Raw genomic sequence first — 18,959 nt, 5'->3', positions numbered from 1 at the left:
GGTGCTGGGCGGGGTGGTGGCCGCATCACCGTGGTTTCACGTGAAACACGCGCAACACGAGCTCTCGCCCCGGCGGACATCATCAAACGAGGCTTCGAGCGACACAGGCTGTCCCCGCGCTGAAGACAGCGACGACACAGGCCGACGTTTCACGTGAAACAGACGATGCCGCACCACCCATGCGCGCGATCGGAACGACACTTCTCCACAGGTTGCGCGCCGCGCGGAAAGCGTCGGACATCCGAGTTAGAGTGGTTCACGGGTGCGCTGCTGGTGTGCCGACGACCAGCCGGAAGCCGGTGCAACGCATCATGGAGCGACGCGAGTTTCACGTGAAACAACCCCATCAGGACGAGCACGATCAGGACGAGCACGGCGGAGTAGGTGAGATCGACAACGTGACGGATGCCGAAACGACGGACGACAGCTTTGACGTGGGTACTCCCCTGGCGGAGGAGATTCAGGACCTGGCCCGCCGTCGGCAGGTGATCGCATCCACAACGTTGCCACTTCCCTCTCAGACGCGCATCTTCACCATCTCGAATCAGAAGGGTGGCGTCGGCAAGACCACCACAGTGGTCAACCTGAGCGCGGCGCTCGCCAAATCGGGCGCGCGGGTGCTGGTGATCGACCTCGACCCGCAGGGCAACGCATCGACGGCCCTCAGTGTCGAGCACCGCGAAGGAACGCCCAGCGTCTATGACGTAGTGGTGAACGACCGAGAGCTCGAAGAGGTGATCCAGAAGAGCCCGGAGTTCGATGGGCTTTTCGTTGTCCCCGCGACCATCGACCTTGCCGGCGCCGAAATCGAACTCGTCTCGATGGTGGCGCGGGAGCAGCGGCTGTCGCGCGCCCTCAACCGCTTCCTCGACGAGTACGACATCGACTACGTACTCATCGACTGCCCGCCGTCACTCGGGCTCCTCACGATCAACGCGTTCGTTGCTGCCAGCGAAGTGCTCATCCCCATCCAGTGCGAGTACTACGCGCTGGAGGGCCTCAGCCAGCTGCTGAAGAACATCCAGCTGATCGAGCGGCATCTGAATCCCCGGCTGCAGGTGTCCACGATCCTGCTGACGATGTACGACTCCCGCACGAACCTCGCTCACCAGGTCGCTGCGGATGTTCGTGAGCACTTCCCCAACGAGGTGCTCGACACGATCATCCCCCGCTCCGTCCGCATCTCCGAAGCACCCAGCTACGGCCAGAGCGTCATCAGCTACGACACCAACTCCAGCGGTTCCCTCTCCTACATGGAGGCGGCCGCCGAGATCGCACGAAGAGGAGTACCCCGCTAATGGCAGCGAAGCGCACCGGATTGGGCCGAGGAATCGGCGCACTCATCCCCACCAGCGATCAGTCCGCCCGTCCCGTCGACGTCTTCTTCCCTGATAACAGCGCGGGAGGCGCCGCCGCCCGCTCATCGGCCGCGGTCGCCGTCGCGGAGCGCGAGGACGACCTGGTCGCGGTTCCCGGCGCTCGCCTCGCCAGCATCTCCCCCGCCGACATCGTCCCGAACCGCGTGCAGCCGCGCACCGAGTTCGACCGTGACGCCCTCGACGAGCTGATCGCGAGCATCCGCGAGGTCGGGGTTCTCCAGCCCGTCGTTGTGCGTCCGCTCCCCGACGAGCCGGGCCGCTACGAACTGATCATGGGCGAGCGTCGCCTGCGGGCGACCAAGGAGCTCGGGCTGGACTCCATCCCCGCGGTGGTCAAGGACACCGCCGACGAGGACATGCTGCGCGACGCGCTGCTGGAGAACCTCCACCGCAGCCAGCTGAACCCCCTCGAGGAGGCATCCGCCTACCAACAGCTCCTGGCCGACTTCGGCATCACCCAGGAAGAGCTGGCGACCCGGATCGGACGCTCTCGTCCGCAGATCACCAACACCATCCGGCTTCTCAAACTGCCCGCGTCGGTGCAGGCGCGTGTCGCCGCCGGCGTGCTCAGCGCAGGGCACGCCCGCGCGATTCTGTCACTCGGTGACGACCAGGAGGCGATGATCCGCCTCGCCGACAAGATCGTCAACGAAGACCTCTCCGTGCGGGCGGCCGAGGCCGCCGCCAGCAAGACCCCGAAGCCGCCGCGCACTAAGGCGACGGCAGGTCGGCACCGCGGCCACTTGGATGAAATTGCTGGTCAGCTGGGAGATCGGCTGAACACTCGGGTGAAGATATCCCTGGGCGCACGCAAGGGTCAGATCGTCGTCGACTTCGCGACCATCCAAGACCTCAACCGGATCCTCGACGAGATCGGGCAACCCAGCTACAGCTGAGAGGCGTCGGCGATCGCCGCGGCAGCCAGCGCCGCGTACACCTCGGCCGGCTCGCGCCCAGAGGCGCTGATGGCCTGCGGCATGATGGACGTCTCCGTCAGTCCCGGCAATACGTTCGCCTCGAGGAACCAGGGCGTGCCGGCGCCATCGACGATCAGGTCGATTCGCGAGAGATGCCGCAGGCCCAGCGCGTTGTGGGCGGTTCGCGCCGCTTCGGCCACCGCCTCCAGGACCTTCTCGTCCAGCCGCGCGGGCACGTAGAACCGGGTCTCCCCCGCGTTGTACCGCGCGTCGAAGGTGTACACACCGTCGACGGGTTCGATCTCCACCGCGGGCAGAGCTTCCGGACCATCGCCGGTGTCCACCACCGCGACCGAGACCTCCACGCCCTCGACCTTGCGCTCGATCAGCGCGACATCCGAATACGTGTACGCGTCGACCATGGCGCGCGGCAACTCCTCGGCCGATGTCACGATGGTGACGCCCTGCGCGGACCCGCCCTGGGCGGGTTTCACGACGACCGGGAGGTCCAGTCCCGTGAGCACGGTCGTGAGCACGCTGCCCGCCCCGAGTTCACGGAAGGTCTCCTGCGGAAGGGTGACCGACTCCGGTGTCGCGACTCCTGCACGGGCGACGATCGTCTTCGCTGTCGGCTTCGACCAGGCTAGACGGGAAGCGTCGGCCCGCGACCCCACGAAGGGCACGCCGGTGATCTCCAGCAGGCCACGCAGCGCCCCATCCTCTCCACTGGCACCGTGCAGCGCCGGCCACACGACGTCGGGCGCTGACTCCTCCAAGAAGGCAAGCAGCGAGGCATCGGGGTCGCGGAAGGTCACCGTGTGGCCCAGCGCGTTCAGCCCGTCGGCCACGCGGCGCCCCGTGCGCAGGGAGACGTCGCGCTCGTGCGAGATTCCCCCGGCGAGGACGACGACATTCAGTGCTGCTTTTTCGGCCATGATCAGGTCTTTCTCTAGCGCAGATCGGTCGGAGGGTTGGCGCTCGTGCGGCTGCGCCGCTGAGAGGCCTCGAGCGGGCCGGTGCCGGCGAAGGTGTCGAGCAGGTCCTGCTCTCCGCCGATCACGTTCGCGAGCCGCCGCACACCAACCCTGATGTTCTCCGGAGTCGGGTAGCAGAACGACAGCCGGATGTTGTGAGCACCAGATCCATCGGCATAGAAGGCCGTGCCCGGCGTATAGGCCACGAGCTCGGTCACGGCGCGAGGGAGCATGGCCTTCGAGTCGAGGTGCGGCGGCAGGGTGAGCCAGACGTAGAACCCACCGTTGGGATCGGTCCAGCTCAGCTCGGGCAGGTGCTCGTTCAGAGCGGAGATCATCGCCTCCTTGCGCTCCCGGTAGACGCCGCGGAAGGTGTCGATCTGCGCCCTCCAGTCCGCGTCCTGCAGGTACTCCGAGATCACCAGCTGACTGAACGAGCTCGGGCTCAGTACAGCCGCTTCATTGGCGAGGATGAGCTTCTCGCGGATGGCGTGCGGCGCCAGGGCCCAGCCCACCCGGAACCCGGGAGCCAGCGTCTTGGAGAATGTCCCCAGGTAGACGACGCCGTCCTTCTCGACCGAGCGCATCGCCGCGGGCGGCTTCTCCTCGAAGTAGAGCAACCCGTACGGGTTGTCCTCCAGCACGAGGATGTCGTTCTCTCGCGCGATCGCGAGGATCTCCAGTCGCCGCTGCCAGGTCAGGGTGACGCCGGCGGGGTTGTGGAAGGTCGGCACGGTGTACAGGAACTTCACGCGTCGTCCGGCCGCCTTCAGCCGCGCGATGTGCTCGCGCAGCGCCTCGGGGATGAGGCCGTGCGCATCCATCGGGACGTGGTCCACCTCGGCCTGGTACGACTTGAAGATGACCATCGCGGTCACGTAGCTGGGCCCCTCGGCGAGCACGACGTCGCCCGGATCGATGAAGAGCTTGCTGAACAGCTCCAGGGCATGCTGCGAACCGGTGGTGACGACGACGTCGTCGGCGCTGCCGCTGATGCCCTCGAGCGCCATGACGTCGAGGATCTGCTCGCGCAGGGCCGGGACGCCCTGACCGGAGCCGTACTGGAGGGCGACCGCTCCCCGCTCGCGCATGACGCGATCCATCGCGCCGACCACCAGGTCTTGCGGGAGGGCGGAGACGAACGGCATGCCGCCGGCCAGCGAGACCACCTCGGGGCGGCTGGCGACGGCGAACAGGGCTCGGACCTCACTGGCGGCGAGGCCGCTCGTACGCTGCGCGTAGTGGTGATACCACGGGTCCAGATTGTTGCCCCGCTGCTGCGGAGTGCCCTGTTCGATCACGTGTGAGTTCCGTTTCTCTGCCGTTGAGCCATGCTATGGGGGCGACGCACTGCGGAGAAAATCGTGCGTCGCCGGGTACGAAAAAGACCCGCCCGGCGGGTGAGCGCCGGACGGGTCTGAAGAGGACGGGTCGCGCTACGCCAGGTAGGCGGCCAGGTCGGCCTCGAGGGCGGGCTTCGGCTTGGCGCCGATGACGGTCTTGACGACCTCGCCACCCTGGTAGACCTTCATCGCGGGGATGGAGGTGATCTGGTACTTCGCAGCGGTCTCCGGGTTCTCGTCGACGTTGAGCTTGACGATCTCGATCTTGTCGGCGTGCTCGGAGGCGATCTGGTCGAGGATCGGGCCGACGGCGCGACACGGACCGCACCACTCAGCCCAGAAGTCCACCAGAATGGTCTTCTCGCTGTTGAGGACGTCCTGCTCGAAGCTGGAGTCCGTAACCGAACGTGCTGCTGACATTTTCTTGTATCTCCTTATGCGGTGGTCGTGAGTTCGAGGTCACCCGACGCGCCATCCGCTGCGCTGTCGAGCAAGTTCTGGGGAAGCGTCGTCAGGTAGTGCTCCGCGTCGAGCGCGGCGACCGTACCGGACGCCGCGGCGGTGACCGCCTGGCGGTAGGTCGGGTCGATGACGTCACCCGCGGCGAACACGCCGGGCAGGTTGGTCTTCGAGCTCCGGCCGTCGACCGCGATCGTACCTTCGGGGGTCAGGTCGAGCTGACCGTGCACCAAGTGGACGCGGGGGTCGTTGCCGATCGCGATGAACAGACCGTGCAGCTGCAGCTCGCTCTCCTCGCCCGTGACCAGGTTGCGGAGGGTGATGTTCTGCACCTGCTCGTCGCCGCCGATCGCCACGACCTCGGAGTTCCAGATGAACTCGATCTTGTCGTTGGCGAACGCGCGGTCCTGCATGATCTTGGAGGCGCGCAGCGAGTCGCGACGGTGGATGACGTACACCTTGTCGGCGAATCGGGTGAGGAAGGTGGCCTCCTCCATCGCCGAGTCTCCGCCGCCGACGACGGCGATCGTGCGCTGGCGGAAGAAGAACCCGTCACAAGTGGCGCACCAGGAGACGCCGTGGCCGGAGAGGCGCTCTTCGTCCTCCAGGCCAAGCTTGCGGTACGCGGACCCCGTCGCGAAGATCACGGCGAGAGCCTCGTGCACGGCGCCCGATCCGAGCGTGACGCGCTTGACCTCACCGGTCAGGTCGACGGAGACGACGTCGTCGAGGACGATCTCGGTGCCGAACTTCTCGGCCTGCGCCTGCATCTTGAACATGAGGTCCGGGCCCATGACGGCCTCCGGGAACCCCGGGAAGTTCTCGACCTCCGTAGTGTTCATCAGCTCACCGCCGGCCTCGACCGAGGAGGCGATCAGCAGCGGCTTCAGATTGGCGCGGGCCGCGTAAATGGCCGCGGTGTAACCGGCAGGGCCGGAACCGATGATGATGATCTGCCGCACGGCGGAACTCCTTGACCTGATCGCGACACCTTCGTCTGGAGGCGTCGACCTGTAGAACACATCCTAGGCGGATGCTATTCCGTGTCACCTGGGCGTGCGTGAACGCCTTCCGGCGCGGCCCAGGAGGGGCGCGAGACCGGCCTCCAGGTCGGGCGATCGCAGCATCCCCAGGAAGCCGACGTAGACGACGAGCATGACCACGCCGACGATCGCCGTGGCGACGACGGCCGCGATCGGGCCGCTCACCGGAAACGCCCCCTTCTCGACGCCGCCGAGGATGATGAGGAAGCCCGCGCCGGCGGCCATGGCGGCGAGGGCGGCGACGAGGAAGCGCCAGAGCGAGCTCAGGATGCGCGCCCCATCCACTCCCCCGGTCCGGCGGCGCAGCAGGGCGAAGGCCAGGATCGCCTGCACGAAGCTGGCGATCGAGACGACGAGGGCGACGGCGGCAGCCCGGTTCGGGGCGGGCACCAGGAAGCAGAGCAGCACGCCGGCGAGGATGACGGCGACCTGGGCCAGGGTGAAGAAGAACGGCGTGCGCGTGTCCCCCAGCGAGTAGAAGGCCCGCTGCGCCATGAAGACGAGGGAGAAGGGCACGAGGCCGACCAGGTACGCGATGAGGACGAGCCCCATCGCCTGGTAGTCGCCGGTGAACACGCGAGCGATCGGGTAGGCCGTGACGATGAGGGCCGCCGACGAGAAGACGATGAGGAACATAATCGACCGCGCCGCCGACGAGAAGTCCTGACGGAAGTCGGCTGTGGCGCCCCGATGCGCGTGCTCGGCCATGCGCGTATAGAAGGCGGTCACGATGGAGACGGCGATGATGCCGTGCGGGAGCATGAAGATCAGCCACGCGTTCTGCATGACGAAGGGACCGGCGTTGGCCTCCCCCGCCGAGTTGGAGACGTTCGTCTCGACCAGCCCGGCGATCTGGGTGGCGATGAGCATGGCGAACGTCCAGCCCGCGGCCTTGCCCGCCGTCCCGAGGTTCACCCCGCGCCAGCCGAAGTCGAACCGGAAGCGCAGCCCGACCCGCCGCCAGAAGACGAACAGGATGAGCGCCTGCACCGCCACGCCCAGGGTGGCACCGCCGGCCAGCAGGGCGATCATCCAGAACGACCAGCCGCTGTCGTGCTTGCCGGAGGCGGCGGTGCCGAAGGCAAGGATGAAAGCCGCGAGCAGCACGATGGCGATCACGTTGTTGACGACCGGCGCCCAGGTGAACGGCCCGAAGGACTTGCGAGCGTTCAGCACCTCGCCGAGCAGCGTGTAGAGGCCGAGGAAGAAGATCTGCGGCAGCGACCAGTAGGCGAACGCGGTGGCGAGGTCCCTCTGGGCGGCGGGGATGCCGAAGAGGGAGACCAGGACCGGTGCGAGGAATGTGGCGACCACCGCGACCGCGGCGAAGACGACCATCCCGAGCGTGACGAGCTTGTTGATGTACGCGCGGCCGCCGTCTGCGTTGACGGAGGCGCGGACGATCTGCGGGACGAGGACGGCGTTGAGGATTCCCTGCGCGATGATCGCGTAGACGCTGTTGGGGACGATCGTCGCGGTGCCGTAGGCGTTCGCGGCGAAGCTGATCGCGCCGATCGCCTGCACCAGGAGCCACGCCTTCGCGAACCCGAGAAGACGCGACACGAGGGTGCCGGAGGCGAGGAGCGCGCTGGCGCGGCCGACGCTAGCCACCGGGCCGCTCCTCCGGAGGGGATGCTGCCGCAGAGTCGGAACCCTCTGACGGGACAGCCTCGGCTTCGGCGTCTTCGGCCTCAGCCGCCTCGGCGGCATCCTCAGCCCGCTTCGACCGCCGCCGCAGGATGTTCCGCACGATCCCGAAGCCGAACAGCAGCACCAGCAGGATGCCGAAGATCAGCGCGCCGATGCCCTCCCAGTCGGCGTGCACATCCACCGTCACCGAAGTCGGATCGCCGATGGGCACGCCGGTCGGGCTGTACAGATGCAGCGACAGCACGACCTGGCCGTTGCCCACCTTGGCCTTGACCGGGATGAGGACGGTCGCGCGCGAGTCCTTGACGATGCGCTTGGTGGTCGACTGGTCGACCTCGAGCCGGCCGTTGGAGGGAGCGGCGGTCAGCACGATCGTCACGGCTTCGTCGGTGAGGCCGTTGCTCACCGTGAAGGGGATGGACCCCTGGGCGCTCACGAGGTTGACGTTCTCCGTCGGCAGGATGCGGATGGAATGCAGCGTCTTGTCCGTCGTTGCCCGTTCCTTCGCCACGGCGGTATTCCAGTCCGTCCGCGGGTTCAGCCACGAGACCGCCAGCAGCGCGAGCAGATCCGAACGGGTGCGGCCGGTCAGCGTCGTCGGGTCGTCGAGCACCGTGGCGAACTGGCCCAGCGCGACCTCGTCCTGGATGAGCGCGCGGATGCCGGTGATGCGATCGGCGCTCTCCGGGGTGTCGACGAGATCGAAACCGGCGGTCTGGGGTGCGCCGGCGATCGCCGGGAAGGAGGCGGGAGCCGACCACGGCGAGGAGAACAGCGCGTTGAGCGTTCGCTCGAACTGCGTTCCGCTCGACGGCCAGGAGCGGTCGAGTGCCACGAGGAGCCGGCGCGCGTCGCCGGACTCCTGCGCGATGAGCTCCAGCTGGGCGTTCACCTTCGACATGGCCGAGTTCCACGCGACGTCGCTGGGCGCGGAGATCGCCTGCCGCAGCGCGTCGCTCAGTGGATGGTCGGAGGCCAGGATGCGGCTGTCTCCCGAGCTCAGGGTCGCGTTCGGGGTCGTGCTCAGGTCGTTCGCGTTGGTGTTGCTGCCGGAGACGATGGTGGTCTTCAGGCCGGCGGCCGCGAGCGGTGCGAGGTCGGCTCGACGGACCGTCTTGTCGCCCGGCCAGCCGATGCCGGTGAGGGTGTAGTCCCAGGCGAGCAGCTCATCCATCGTCGGCAGGACGGGCCCGGGGCTCGTCGTCGGCGTGGGGCTGGGGGTCGAGGTCGACGTCTTCGGTGTGGGGGTCGGCGTCGCCGTGGCCGGCTCCCCTACGGGTGTGGGCGCCGGCGTGAAGTTCTTCGGGTCGATCGCGTACGAGAGCGAGGTCGGTTGCAGCGGCGTCGGGAGGCCCGCCTGGAGCTGGCCGGCGAGGTCAGCATCCCCGTAACCCAGTGAGAAGGTTTCGTTGGGCAGGTCGGCCAGCCGCTCCAGCCAGTCGAGCGCGCTCGCCGGGGCCGCGTTGCCGAGGGCTCGGATCGAGGCGATGATCATCGGATCGATGCCGACCGTGACGGTGGTGTGTCCGGCGAGGCCGTCGAGTTCGCGGGTGAGGATGCCGTTGGGCGCCGTGTAGGTCGCGAGGTCGTCTGCCGAGATGATCCCGTTCGTGCCCGACGGCGTGACGATCGGCAGAGCGACGTTGACGCTGGCCTGCTTTGCGGTGCCGCCCGGGTACCAGACGGCGGAGCCGCGCGCGGTGGCGTCCGAGGATCCGGCATGCACCGAGGCGCCGATTCCGAACACGGCCGACGACGTGCGACCGGCGAACGGGAGCGAGGCCGCGGGCGCGCTCACGCGCACCACCGTGCTCGAGCCCGGCTCGAGCGTGTTCAGCTGCGCCTTGCCGAGGTCGACCGCGCCGGACACGGAGTCGGTGGATGCGAGCCACGAGGCCAGCGCCTTCCGGTCGTTCTGCGCCGCCGGATCGACCCAGAGCGAGACGGTGCCCGACTGGAAAGCGGTGTCGGTCGGGTTCGAGACCGTGACCGAGACCCCGAGGTCTTTGCCGGGCGTCAGAACCCCCGCGTCATCAGCGGTGATGGATGCGGTGAGCTCCGTCCCTGCCGCGGCCTTCGGAGCCGGCGTGACCGCTTCCGCTGCACCTGAGGGATGCGCGACGCCTGCGAGAACGGCGAGCGCCCCGACGGCGACGGCTGCCGCCGTCACACGCAGACGGGCGCGGAGCGACGCACCCCTCCGGAGGGTGGGGGAGGTTGCCGTCATGCGTCGACGCGCGATCCCGACTCGGCCTCCATGTGGTCGATTGTAGAGGCCGCCTGCTGAGAGGCCGGCGAGGAGGGCCGTTAAACTGGGGCACCATGCAGAGCGTCGCCGAATCCCTCGAACGCCTCGGCGACCTCGCACGCACGCCGTCGGTCGCCCGCCTCGCCGACGCCTTCCAGGCCGCGGGGCACGAGCTAGCGCTCGTCGGCGGCCCCGTGCGCGACGCCCTGATCGGCCGGCCGGTGCACGATCTCGACTTCACCACGGACGCCCGCCCCGACGATATCGTCCGGGTCGTCGGGCCCATCGCCGATGCGATCTGGGATGTCGGCCGCAAGTACGGCACGATCGGGGCGCGCCTCGGCGATGACGCCGTCGAGATCACCACCTACCGGAGCGACAGCTACGACGGCACCACCCGCAAGCCGGAGGTCGAGTTCGGCGACACCCTCGAAGGCGACCTGCTGCGCCGCGACTTCACGGTCAACGCTCTGGCACTCCGGCTGCCGGAAGTGCGCCTGGTGGACCCCTCCGGCGGGGTCGAGGACCTCATCGCCGGGGTGATCACCACACCGAGCAGCCCCCAGATATCCTTCGGCGACGACCCGCTGCGGATGATGCGCGCCGCGCGCTTCACTGCACAGCTCGGCTTCACGGTCGACGAGGCCACGCGGGAGGCCATGTCGTCCATGGCCGAGCGGATCGAGATCGTCAGCGCCGAGCGCGTCCGCGACGAGCTGAGCAAGCTGCTGATGGCGGACGAGCCGCGGCGGGGGCTCGAACTGCTCGTGGAGACCGGCCTGGCCGATGAGGTGATCCCCGAGATCCCCGCGCTCCGGCTGGAGGCCGACGAGCACCACCACCACAAGGACGTCTACCAGCACAGCCTCACCGTGCTCGACCAGGCGATCGGATACGAGAAGGAGCGGCATCCCGGCGAGGCGCCCGATCTGGTGCTGCGCCTGGCCGCGATCCTCCACGACATCGGCAAGCCGGCGACCCGCCGCTTCGAGCCCGGCGGGGCGGTCAGCTTCTATCACCACGACGTCGTCGGCGCGAAGCTCGCCAAGAAGCGGCTCACCGCTCTGCGGTTCGACAAGTCGACCATCGACTCCGTCGCCCGGCTGATCGAGTTGCACCTGCGGTTCTTCGGCTACGCCGACGCGCACTGGACCGACTCGGCCGTGCGCCGCTACGTCCGCGACGCCGGCCCCGAGCTCGAGCGCCTGCACATGCTCACACGGGCCGACGTCACGACCCGTAACCGGCGGAAGGCCGACCGTCTGGGCTTCGCCTACGATGACCTCGAAACGCGCATCCGCGAACTCCGCGAGCAGGAGGAGATGGATGCGGTGCGCCCGGATCTGAACGGAGAGCAGGTGATGAGCATCCTCGGCATCCGCCCCGGCAGGGAGGTGGGTCAGGCGATGAGGTTCCTCCTCGAACTGCGACTCGACGAGGGACCCCTGGGCGAGGAGGAGGCCACGCGGCGTCTCCTCACGTGGTGGGAGAACCGCTGACCCAGCGTTCCCGCTCCCGCGCGCTGCGGCGACGGGATGCCGTCACCGGCTACGCACTGCTCGCGCCGAGCCTGTTCGGTGTCGCGTGCTTCCTCGTGCTGCCGGTGCTCGTGGTGGTGTGGCTCGGCTTCCAGAGCTGGGATCTCATCCACCCGCTGCGGTTCGCCGGGCTGGCCAACTACGCCTCGGTTCTGACCGATCCCGTCTTCGGCAATGCCTTATTGGTGACGGCGGTGTTCGTGGTGATCGTCATCCCGGTCCAGACCGCGCTCGGGCTGTTCGGCGCATCGCTGCTGACGCGTGGACTCCCCGGCTCGGCCGTGCTGCGCACGATCTACGCCCTCCCCTGGATCTGCGCGCCCCTGGCGCTGGGGGTCGTATGGAAGTGGATCTTCGCCCCGACGGGCGGTGCGCTCAACGCGCTGCTCGGTGTGCGTGTCGAGTGGCTGACGGACCCCGTGCTCGCGCTGCCCGCCGCGGCCGCTGTGGTCATCTGGACGAACGTCGGCTACGTCACTCTCTTCTTCCTCGCCGGGCTGGTGAACATCCCGAACCACATCGTGGAGGCCGCACGCATCGACGGCGCCGGTCCGGTCGCCCTGTTCTGGCGGATCAAGCTGCCCCTGCTCCGGCCGACGATGTTCTTCGTGCTGGTCACGAGCGTGATCGCCACCTTCCAGCTCTTCGACCAGATCTATGCGCTCACCGGCGGCGGGCCGGAGCACCGGACGGATGTGGTCGCGAACCGCATCTACACGGAGGCCTTCCAGTCGTTCGACCTCGGGCGGGCATCCGTCATGGCCGTGGTGCTGCTCGTGCTGCTGGTGGCGATCACCGTCGGGCAGCAGCTGTACTTCCGCAGGAGGACGACCTATGACCTCGGGTAGGCGGGTCCTCCGGACGGTCGGCGTCTACCTCTTGCTGCTGGTCGGCGCGGCGGTGACGCTTGCGCCCTTCCTGCTCAGCGCGATGACGGCCTTCAAGACGCCGGCCCAGTTCGCCCGCACGCCCGCGTTGACGCCGCCCGATCCGTGGACGCTCGACAACCTCGTCTCGCTGTTCACCGGCCCGGCCGGTTTCGGCCGGGCGCTCCTCGTCACGGCGCTCGTCACCCTGTTCATCCTGGTGTTCCAGCTGGTCTTCTCGATCATGGCCGCCTACGCGTTCGCCCGCGTCGACTTCCCCGGACGGGATGCGCTGTTCTGGGTATACCTCGCGACGCTCATGGTGCCGGCGATCGTGCTCGTCATCCCGCTGTACCTGATGATGGCGCAGCTGGGACTGCGCGATACGTTCTGGGGCCTCGTGCTCCCCTTCTCCTTCGGGAGCCCGTACGCGATCTTCCTTCTGCGCGAGTACTTCCGCGGGATCCCACAGGAGCTCATCGACGCCGCCCGGCTCGACGGCGCATCCACCCTGGACATCCTCGTGGAGATCGTCGTCCCGCTCTCCCGGCCGATCATCGCGACGCTCGTGCTGATCACGGCGGTGAGCCAGTGGAACAACTTCCTGTGGCCGCTGGTCATCACAAGCGGTAACACGTGGCGGGTCGCCACCGTCGCCACTGCTAGCCTCCAATCCCAGTACAACGGCAACTGGACAGTTGTCATGGCAGCGACGACGCTGGCGATCGTGCCGCTCGTCGTGCTCTTCCTGATCTTCCAGAAGCGCTTCGTGCGGTCCATCACGATCACCGGCTTCCGGTAGAGGAGGATCTGACATGGCCAAGCGCTCGACCGTCATCGCGGCATCGGTGGCAGGTCTCGTCGTGCTGGTCGCCGCGGTCGGCATCACGACAGCTGTCGCGGGATCGGCACAGCCGGCGAAGCAGACGGTCACGGTGCGGCTGTGGGACGAGCAGGTGCAGAAGGCCTATCGAACCTCGTTCGCCGAGTTCGAGAAGAAGAACCCCGACATCGACGTGAAGACGGTGCTCGTGCCGTGGGCGGACTACTTCACGAAGCTGCGCACCGATGTCGCCGCCGGCGACGCCGACGACGTCTTCTGGGTGAACGCAGGCAACTTCGAGGACTATGCGACGGGCGGCGACCTGGTCGACGTCGGCAAGACCCTGGGATCCGGAGCCTCGAAGCGCTGGCAGCCCAACGTCGTGAAGCAGTACACGCTCGACGGATCGCTGTGGGGTGTTCCCCAGCTCGCGGACCCGGGCATCGGAGTCTTCTACAACGCCGACCTGCTGAAGAAGGCGGGCGTCGACCCGGCGTCGCTGGGCAGCCTCCACTGGTCGCCCGATCGCGCGTCGGACACCCTCCTCCCCGTGCTGCAGAAGCTGACGCTGGATGCGGCGGGCCACACGGCGGCCGACCCCGGCTTCGACCCGCAGCACATCGTGCAGTACGGCTACAACGCGGCCAACGACTTGAACGCGATCTACATCAACTACCTCGGGTCGAACGGCGCCGCGCTGCAGAAGGGGGACCGCTTCGTCTTCGACACCCCGCAGGGCAGGCAGGCGTTCCAGTACGTCGTCGACCTGATCGACAAGTACCACGTCGCACCATCGGCGGCGGACACGAACACCAACGGCGACTTCAGCCGCGACCAGTTCACGCAGGGCCGCCTCGCGCTGTTCCAGACGGGGTCCTACAACCTGGCGAACGTCGAACAGGGCGCGTCGTTCCTATGGGGCGTCGCTCCGCTTCCGGCCGGCCCTGCCGGCGCGATCAGCGTGACCAACGGCGTGATCGCCGCCGGCAATGCGCATTCGAAGCACCCGGACGCGGTCGACAAAGTGCTGCGGTGGCTCGGAAGTGCCGAGGGCTCGGCGGCGATCGGTGAGGACGGCTCCGCCTCGCCCGCGGTGGTCGCGGCCCAGCAGGGGTTTCTCGACTATTGGAAGAGGAAGGACGTCGACGTCTCACCGCTTTACGAGGTGCTGAAGAACGGCAGCGTGCAAGCACCGCAGGGCGCCGGGTGGGCGAAGGCGCAGGATGCGTTCGGGCCCGTGTTCGAGGAGATGTTCCTCGGGCGCATCCCGGTGGCGGACGCCCTGAAGAAGGCGCAGACGGCGGCGAACGCGGCGATCGGCGCCGACTGAGGGATTCCGTCCACAGATCTCCTGATCGCCCGGCTGTCCACAGATGCGGGTTTCCGGGCTCGCGGACGAGCAGGCCCGGCGAGGGTGGAGGCATGACCGAGATCACCGCCGGCTGGCGCCCCGCACCCGCATCCGTTACGCTAGGGAAGTTGCCCGGGCAGAGTCCTGCCCTGGGCACGTCTATGACACCCTCCTGCTGCAGAACGTCTGCAGCCGCTGAGACCAGAGGAGGTGGGTTAGTCATGCATCAGTACGAGTTGATGGTCATCCTCGATCCCGAGATCGATGAGCGCACCGTGGCTCCGAGCCTTGACAAGTTCCTCAACGTCGTCCGGAACGACGGTGGAACGATCGACAACGTCGACATCTGGGGACGTCGTCGCCTGGCTTACGAGATCAACAAGAAGTCCGAGGGCATCTACGCCGTCGTCCAGCTCACCGCTGAGGGCGACACGACCAAGGAGCTCGACCGCCAGCTGAAGCTCAGCGAGGCCGTCATGCGCACCAAGGTCCTCCGCGCCGAGGAGGCGATCGCTCAGGTCGCCGCCGCTCAGAAGCGTGCCGACGAGAAGGCCGCCCGCAAGGCTGCCACCTCCGAGAAGGCCGGCGCCTAGTCCCATGGCCGGCGAGACCGTCATCACCGTGGTGGGGAACCTCACCGCCGATCCCGAGCTGCGCTACACGCAGAACGGGCTGGCTGTCGCCAACTTCACCATCGCGTCCACCCCCCGCACGTTCGACCGTCAGGCGAACGAGTGGAAGGACGGTGAGGCTCTGTTCCTCCGCGCCAGCGTCTGGCGCGAGTTCGCGGAGCACGTCGCCGGTTCGCTGACCAAGGGGTCGCGCGTCATCGCGCAGGGCCGCCTCAAGCAGCGCTCCTACGAGACGAAGGAAGGCGAGAAGCGCACCAGCATCGAGCTCGAGATCGATGAGATCGGCCCGTCGCTGCGCTACGCCACCGCTCAGATCACCCGCACGCAGTCGTCCGGAGGCGGACGAGGCCCGGGTGGCTTCGGCGGTGGTTCGCCTGCTGTCGAGGAGCCGTGGGCCGCATCGGCTCCGGCGGATCCTTCCGCCGGTGCGGATGTCTGGAACACTCCGGGCTCCTACAACGACGAGACCCCCTTCTAACGAGACTCGCTCCTCCGCAGAGGGGCACACATCATCAGCCCGCCGGCCGGAGGCCGGGTCGGGCGGAAAGCAAAGGAAACCATGGCTGGAAAGTCGAGCGGCGACCGCCGCAAGCCGATCCGCAAGGGCAAGGACGGCAAGAACGCCGCTCCCGCGAAGTCCGTTCGCGTGGGCGTCATCGATTACAAGGACGTCGCCACCCTGCGTAAGTTCATCTCGGAGCGTGGAAAGATCCGCGCCCGTCGCATCACCGGTGTCTCCGTCCAGGAGCAGCGACTCATCGCCCGCGCGGTCAAGAACGCGCGCGAGATGGCGCTCCTCCCCTACGCCGGCTCTGGCCGCTAAGGAGCAACGACATGTCGAAGGTTATTCTCACGCACGAGGTCACCGGCCTCGGCTCGGCCGGTGACGTCGTCGACGTCAAGAACGGCTACGCCCGTAACTACCTCGTCCCGCAGGGCTTCGCAATCGCGTGGTCGCGTGGTGGCGAGAAGCAGGTCGAGCAGATCAAGGCGGCCCGCGCCGCTCGCGAGCTGCACACCGTCGAGCAGGCTCAGGACCTCAAGGCCAAGCTCGAGGCGACCAAGGTCAAGCTGACCGTCAAGGCGGGCCGCGAGGGCCGTCTGTTCGGTTCGGTCAAGACCGGTGATGTCGCGGACGCCGTCAAGGCGGCCGGCATCGGCGAGCTGGACAAGCGCAAGATCGAGCTTCCGAACCCCATCAAGGTCGTCGGCGACCACGAGGCGACCGTGCGTCTGCACGACGACCTCTCGGCCGTCATCAGCCTCCAGGTGGTCGCTGCCAAGTAGGCGCGACGAAGCAGAAGTGTAGCGGCGGGCGAAGGCCCGCCGCTACCTTTCGTTAAGGCTGTTTTCCCCCGTTCTGTGCACAGGGCGTGATCGTTCCGAAGCAAGCTTGAACACAGGGTTCAAGGAAGTTTTTACACACAGCCTGGGGAAAGTAAAACCGCTGGTCAGCGGATATATTCGCTCCGAAAGTTCTTTTTTCTCCACAGGGTTCCACACACCTTCTACACACGCTCTGCGGCGTTTCGCCCACATTCTCCCCAGTTTTATCCACAGGCTGAGTTGTCACCACGGACAGGGGTTCGTAGGGTTGATCGACGTCGACGGACGGCAGCCGCGAGGAGCGGCGATGTCGGAGGTCGTCCCGACAATCGACCCGAGGGAACTCGTCCACGCGAAAGCGTCGAACGACCCCACGACGGCTTCGTCGTGCCCCGAGGCAACGGACCAGCAGAGGAGTGAACGTGTCGATCGCCCATATCGGTCTCGCCGACGGTCGTGACCCGGGCGACGCCCGCTCGCCGGAGCGCACTCCGCCGCACGACCTCCTCGCCGAGCAGAGTGCCCTCGGTGGAATGCTGCTCAGCAAGGATGCCGTCGCCGACGTCGTCGAGGTGATCCGCGGCACCGACTTCTACATCCCCAAGCACGAGATCATCTACGACGCGATCCTGTCGCTGTACTCGCACGGCGAGCCGACCGACGTCATCACCGTCACCGACGAGCTGACCAAGATCGGCGAGCTCTCCCGTGCCGGTGGCGCCGAGTACCTCCACACGCTGACGAGCCTCGTCCCGACCGCGGCGAACGCCGGCTACTACGCCAACATCGTCGGCGAGAAGGCGCTGCTCCGGCGGCTCGTCGAGGCCGGTACGCGCATCACGCAGATGGGCTACAAGGCCGAGGGCGAGGTTCTCGACCTGGTGAACAACGCGCAGGCCGAGATCTACTCCGTCACGGGCACCCAGGAGACCGAGGACTACGTCCCGCTCACCGAGGCCGTCACCGTCGCGATCGACGAGATCGAGGCGGCGAAGCACAAGGACGGCTCGATGACCGGTGTCCCCACCGGCTTCGCCGAGCTGGACGAGCTGACCAACGGGCTCCATCCCGGCCAGATGGTCATCGTGGCCGCCCGACCCGCACTCGGTAAGTCGACGCTCGCGCTCGACTTCGCCCGCGCCGCGGCGATCAAGCACGACATGCCCACCATCTTCTTCTCCCTCGAGATGGGGCGTAGCGAGATCGCGATGCGCCTCCTGTCCGCGGAGGCGACCGTCCCGCTGCAGAACATGCGCAAGGGAACCGTCGACAACCGCGACTGGACGACCATCGCATCCACCCGCGGCCGGATCAACGACGCACCGCTGTACATCGACGACAGCCCCAACATGACCCTCGTCGAGATCCGCGCCAAGTGCCGCCGACTCAAGCAGCGCGTCGGCCTCAAGATGGTCATCATCGACTACCTGCAGCTCATGACCAGCGGCAAGCGGGTCGAGAGTCGCCAGCAGGAGGTCAGTGAGTTCTCGCGTGCGCTCAAGCTCCTCGCCAAAGAGCTGCAGGTTCCGGTCATCGCTCTGTCGCAGCTGAACCGTGGTCCCGAGCAGCGAGCGGACAAGCTCCCCGCGCTGAGCGACCTCCGCGAGTCCGGCTCGATCGAGCAGGACGCCGACGTCGTCATCCTGCTTCACCGCGAGTCCGCCTACGAGAAGGACAACCCCCGCGCGGGCGAGGCCGACCTCATCGTCGCCAAGCACCGAAACGGCCCCACCCGAACGGTCACCGTGGCCTTCCAGGGCATGTACTCCCGCTTCACGGACATGGCCCCGATCTGATTCGACGTTGTCGACCAGCGCACCGGTTGAAACCACCATCGTTTCCCGTTCGGCTTCGCCGCTAGAGTGACGTCGATGGCTCAACGCAAATCGCGTAAGCGCGGCAACCCGGCCTCAACCGGGCGGTCATCCAAAGCGCCCACGAAACGTCCGCCGCGCGGTTATCGGCTGAGCGCACGCACGATCAACCGGTGGACCCGCGTGCTGATCTACACGATGCTCAGCGGCTACGCGGTCGGCGCTGTCCTCGCGCTCATCGGCCTCCTCATCCACGACGACACGATGCCGGCGCTCGGACTCGGCGTCGCCGCGCTCGTTACCGCAGTAGCGCTCGTCGGCGGAGCCTACTTGGGTGGCCAGAGCCTCGCCCGGTTCGGAGGCCTCGTCGCACTGGGGTTCTTCGCCGGCGTCGGGCTCGCCATCGGTGGCAACGCACTCGCTCCCTGGGTTCCGGCGCTCGGAGTCGTCATCGCTGCGTTGTCCACCATCGGTCTCTTCCTTCTAGGTATCCGGCGCCGCGTGCCGATGTGGCTCGGCGCTCGGAACGACGGCAGCCCCAACAACTGACCTAGCCTGCATTACACGTTGGTGTGCGATCTGGGTGTGATGGCTGG

General features: G+C 67.5%; 18 protein-coding genes. 12 read left to right on the top strand and 6 right to left on the bottom strand.

Annotated elements, in window-relative coordinates; translation table 11 throughout:
- Window positions 1-311: 311 nt before the first annotated feature.
- Together AXZ95_RS00510 and AXZ95_RS00505 are read left to right on the top strand one after the other, a co-directional pair.
- The gene (locus AXZ95_RS00510; protein WP_018189026.1) at window positions 312-1,298 is read left to right on the top strand and encodes an AAA family ATPase; all 987 of its coding nucleotides are present in this window, start codon (window positions 312-314) and stop codon (window positions 1,296-1,298) included.
- On the top strand, window positions 1,298-2,275 hold the full coding sequence (locus tag AXZ95_RS00505) for a ParB/RepB/Spo0J family partition protein (protein ID WP_018189025.1): 978 nt from the start codon (window positions 1,298-1,300) through the stop codon (window positions 2,273-2,275). The genes AXZ95_RS00510 and AXZ95_RS00505 overlap by 1 nt, the downstream gene beginning before the upstream one ends.
- Here AXZ95_RS00505 and AXZ95_RS00500 read toward each other — a convergent pair.
- The 6 genes from AXZ95_RS00500 to AXZ95_RS00475 all read right to left on the bottom strand — a co-directional run bounded on the left by AXZ95_RS00500 (window position 2,266) and on the right by AXZ95_RS00475 (window position 9,992).
- Window positions 2,266-3,231: a D-alanine--D-alanine ligase gene (locus tag AXZ95_RS00500; RefSeq protein WP_018189024.1), complete on the bottom strand. Its 966-nt coding sequence runs from the start codon at window positions 3,229-3,231 to the stop codon at window positions 2,266-2,268. The genes AXZ95_RS00505 and AXZ95_RS00500 overlap by 10 nt on opposite strands.
- Before the next feature lie 14 nt (window positions 3,232-3,245).
- Entirely contained in the window at window positions 3,246-4,571 is a 1,326-nt protein-coding gene (locus AXZ95_RS00495; protein WP_018189023.1) for a PLP-dependent aminotransferase family protein, read from the bottom strand.
- A 135-nt stretch (window positions 4,572-4,706) separates the two neighbouring features.
- Entirely contained in the window at window positions 4,707-5,033 is a 327-nt protein-coding gene (trxA, locus tag AXZ95_RS00490; RefSeq protein ID WP_018189022.1) for a thioredoxin, read from the bottom strand.
- 14 nt (window positions 5,034-5,047) lie between these two features.
- Window positions 5,048-6,034 carry a thioredoxin-disulfide reductase gene (gene trxB / locus AXZ95_RS00485; RefSeq protein ID WP_018189021.1) on the bottom strand — a complete coding sequence of 329 codons (987 nt, stop codon included), beginning with the start codon at window positions 6,032-6,034 and terminating at the stop codon, window positions 5,048-5,050.
- Window positions 6,035-6,118: 84 nt separating this feature from the next.
- Complete coding sequence (locus AXZ95_RS00480) at window positions 6,119-7,726, bottom strand: lipid II flippase MurJ (protein WP_018189020.1); 1,608 nt, start codon at window positions 7,724-7,726, stop codon at window positions 6,119-6,121.
- Complete coding sequence (locus AXZ95_RS00475) at window positions 7,719-9,992, bottom strand: DUF6049 family protein (RefSeq protein ID WP_231374286.1); 2,274 nt, start codon at window positions 9,990-9,992, stop codon at window positions 7,719-7,721. Before AXZ95_RS00475 ends, AXZ95_RS00480 begins: the two co-directional genes overlap by 8 nt.
- A gap of 95 nt (window positions 9,993-10,087) precedes the next feature.
- Here AXZ95_RS00475 and AXZ95_RS00470 point away from each other — a divergent pair, with 95 nt between their 5' ends.
- From AXZ95_RS00470 to AXZ95_RS00425, 10 genes are all read left to right on the top strand, one after another.
- On the top strand, window positions 10,088-11,512 hold the full coding sequence (locus tag AXZ95_RS00470; protein WP_018189018.1) for a CCA tRNA nucleotidyltransferase: 1,425 nt from the start codon (window positions 10,088-10,090) through the stop codon (window positions 11,510-11,512).
- The gene (locus AXZ95_RS00465) at window positions 11,497-12,399 is read left to right on the top strand and encodes a sugar ABC transporter permease (RefSeq protein WP_018189017.1); all 903 of its coding nucleotides are present in this window, start codon (window positions 11,497-11,499) and stop codon (window positions 12,397-12,399) included. Before AXZ95_RS00470 ends, AXZ95_RS00465 begins: the two co-directional genes overlap by 16 nt.
- Window positions 12,386-13,219 carry a carbohydrate ABC transporter permease gene (locus AXZ95_RS00460; protein WP_018189016.1) on the top strand — a complete coding sequence of 278 codons (834 nt, stop codon included), beginning with the start codon at window positions 12,386-12,388 and terminating at the stop codon, window positions 13,217-13,219. Before AXZ95_RS00465 ends, AXZ95_RS00460 begins: the two co-directional genes overlap by 14 nt.
- Before the next feature lie 13 nt (window positions 13,220-13,232).
- Window positions 13,233-14,570 (top strand): sugar ABC transporter substrate-binding protein, encoded by a 1,338-nt coding sequence (locus AXZ95_RS00455; protein WP_018189015.1) that lies wholly within the window; start codon window positions 13,233-13,235, stop codon window positions 14,568-14,570.
- Between the two features lie 242 nt (window positions 14,571-14,812).
- Window positions 14,813-15,184, top strand: a complete 372-nt coding sequence (gene rpsF / locus AXZ95_RS00450) for a 30S ribosomal protein S6 (RefSeq protein ID WP_018189014.1) — start codon at window positions 14,813-14,815, stop codon at window positions 15,182-15,184.
- A 4-nt stretch (window positions 15,185-15,188) separates the two neighbouring features.
- Window positions 15,189-15,701 carry a single-stranded DNA-binding protein gene (locus AXZ95_RS00445; protein WP_018189013.1) on the top strand — a complete coding sequence of 171 codons (513 nt, stop codon included), beginning with the start codon at window positions 15,189-15,191 and terminating at the stop codon, window positions 15,699-15,701.
- A gap of 81 nt (window positions 15,702-15,782) precedes the next feature.
- A complete protein-coding gene (rpsR, locus tag AXZ95_RS00440; RefSeq protein ID WP_018189012.1) occupies window positions 15,783-16,046 on the top strand; it encodes a 30S ribosomal protein S18 in 264 nt (87 codons plus the stop codon).
- A gap of 11 nt (window positions 16,047-16,057) precedes the next feature.
- Entirely contained in the window at window positions 16,058-16,510 is a 453-nt protein-coding gene (gene rplI, locus AXZ95_RS00435; protein WP_018189011.1) for a 50S ribosomal protein L9, read from the top strand.
- Window positions 16,511-16,971: 461 nt separating this feature from the next.
- Window positions 16,972-18,345 carry a replicative DNA helicase gene (dnaB, locus tag AXZ95_RS00430; RefSeq protein WP_018189010.1) on the top strand — a complete coding sequence of 458 codons (1,374 nt, stop codon included), beginning with the start codon at window positions 16,972-16,974 and terminating at the stop codon, window positions 18,343-18,345.
- Between the two features lie 75 nt (window positions 18,346-18,420).
- Window positions 18,421-18,912: a hypothetical protein gene (locus AXZ95_RS00425; RefSeq protein ID WP_133638733.1), complete on the top strand. Its 492-nt coding sequence runs from the start codon at window positions 18,421-18,423 to the stop codon at window positions 18,910-18,912.
- Window positions 18,913-18,959: the final 47 nt, after the last annotated feature.

This window comes from Leifsonia sp. 115AMFTsu3.1, assembly GCF_004362795.1.
GTDB lineage: Bacteria > Actinomycetota > Actinomycetes > Actinomycetales > Microbacteriaceae > Leifsonia.
The sequence above is the reverse complement of the archived record's forward strand: the minus strand, read 5'-3'. Positions and strand labels throughout refer to the sequence as shown.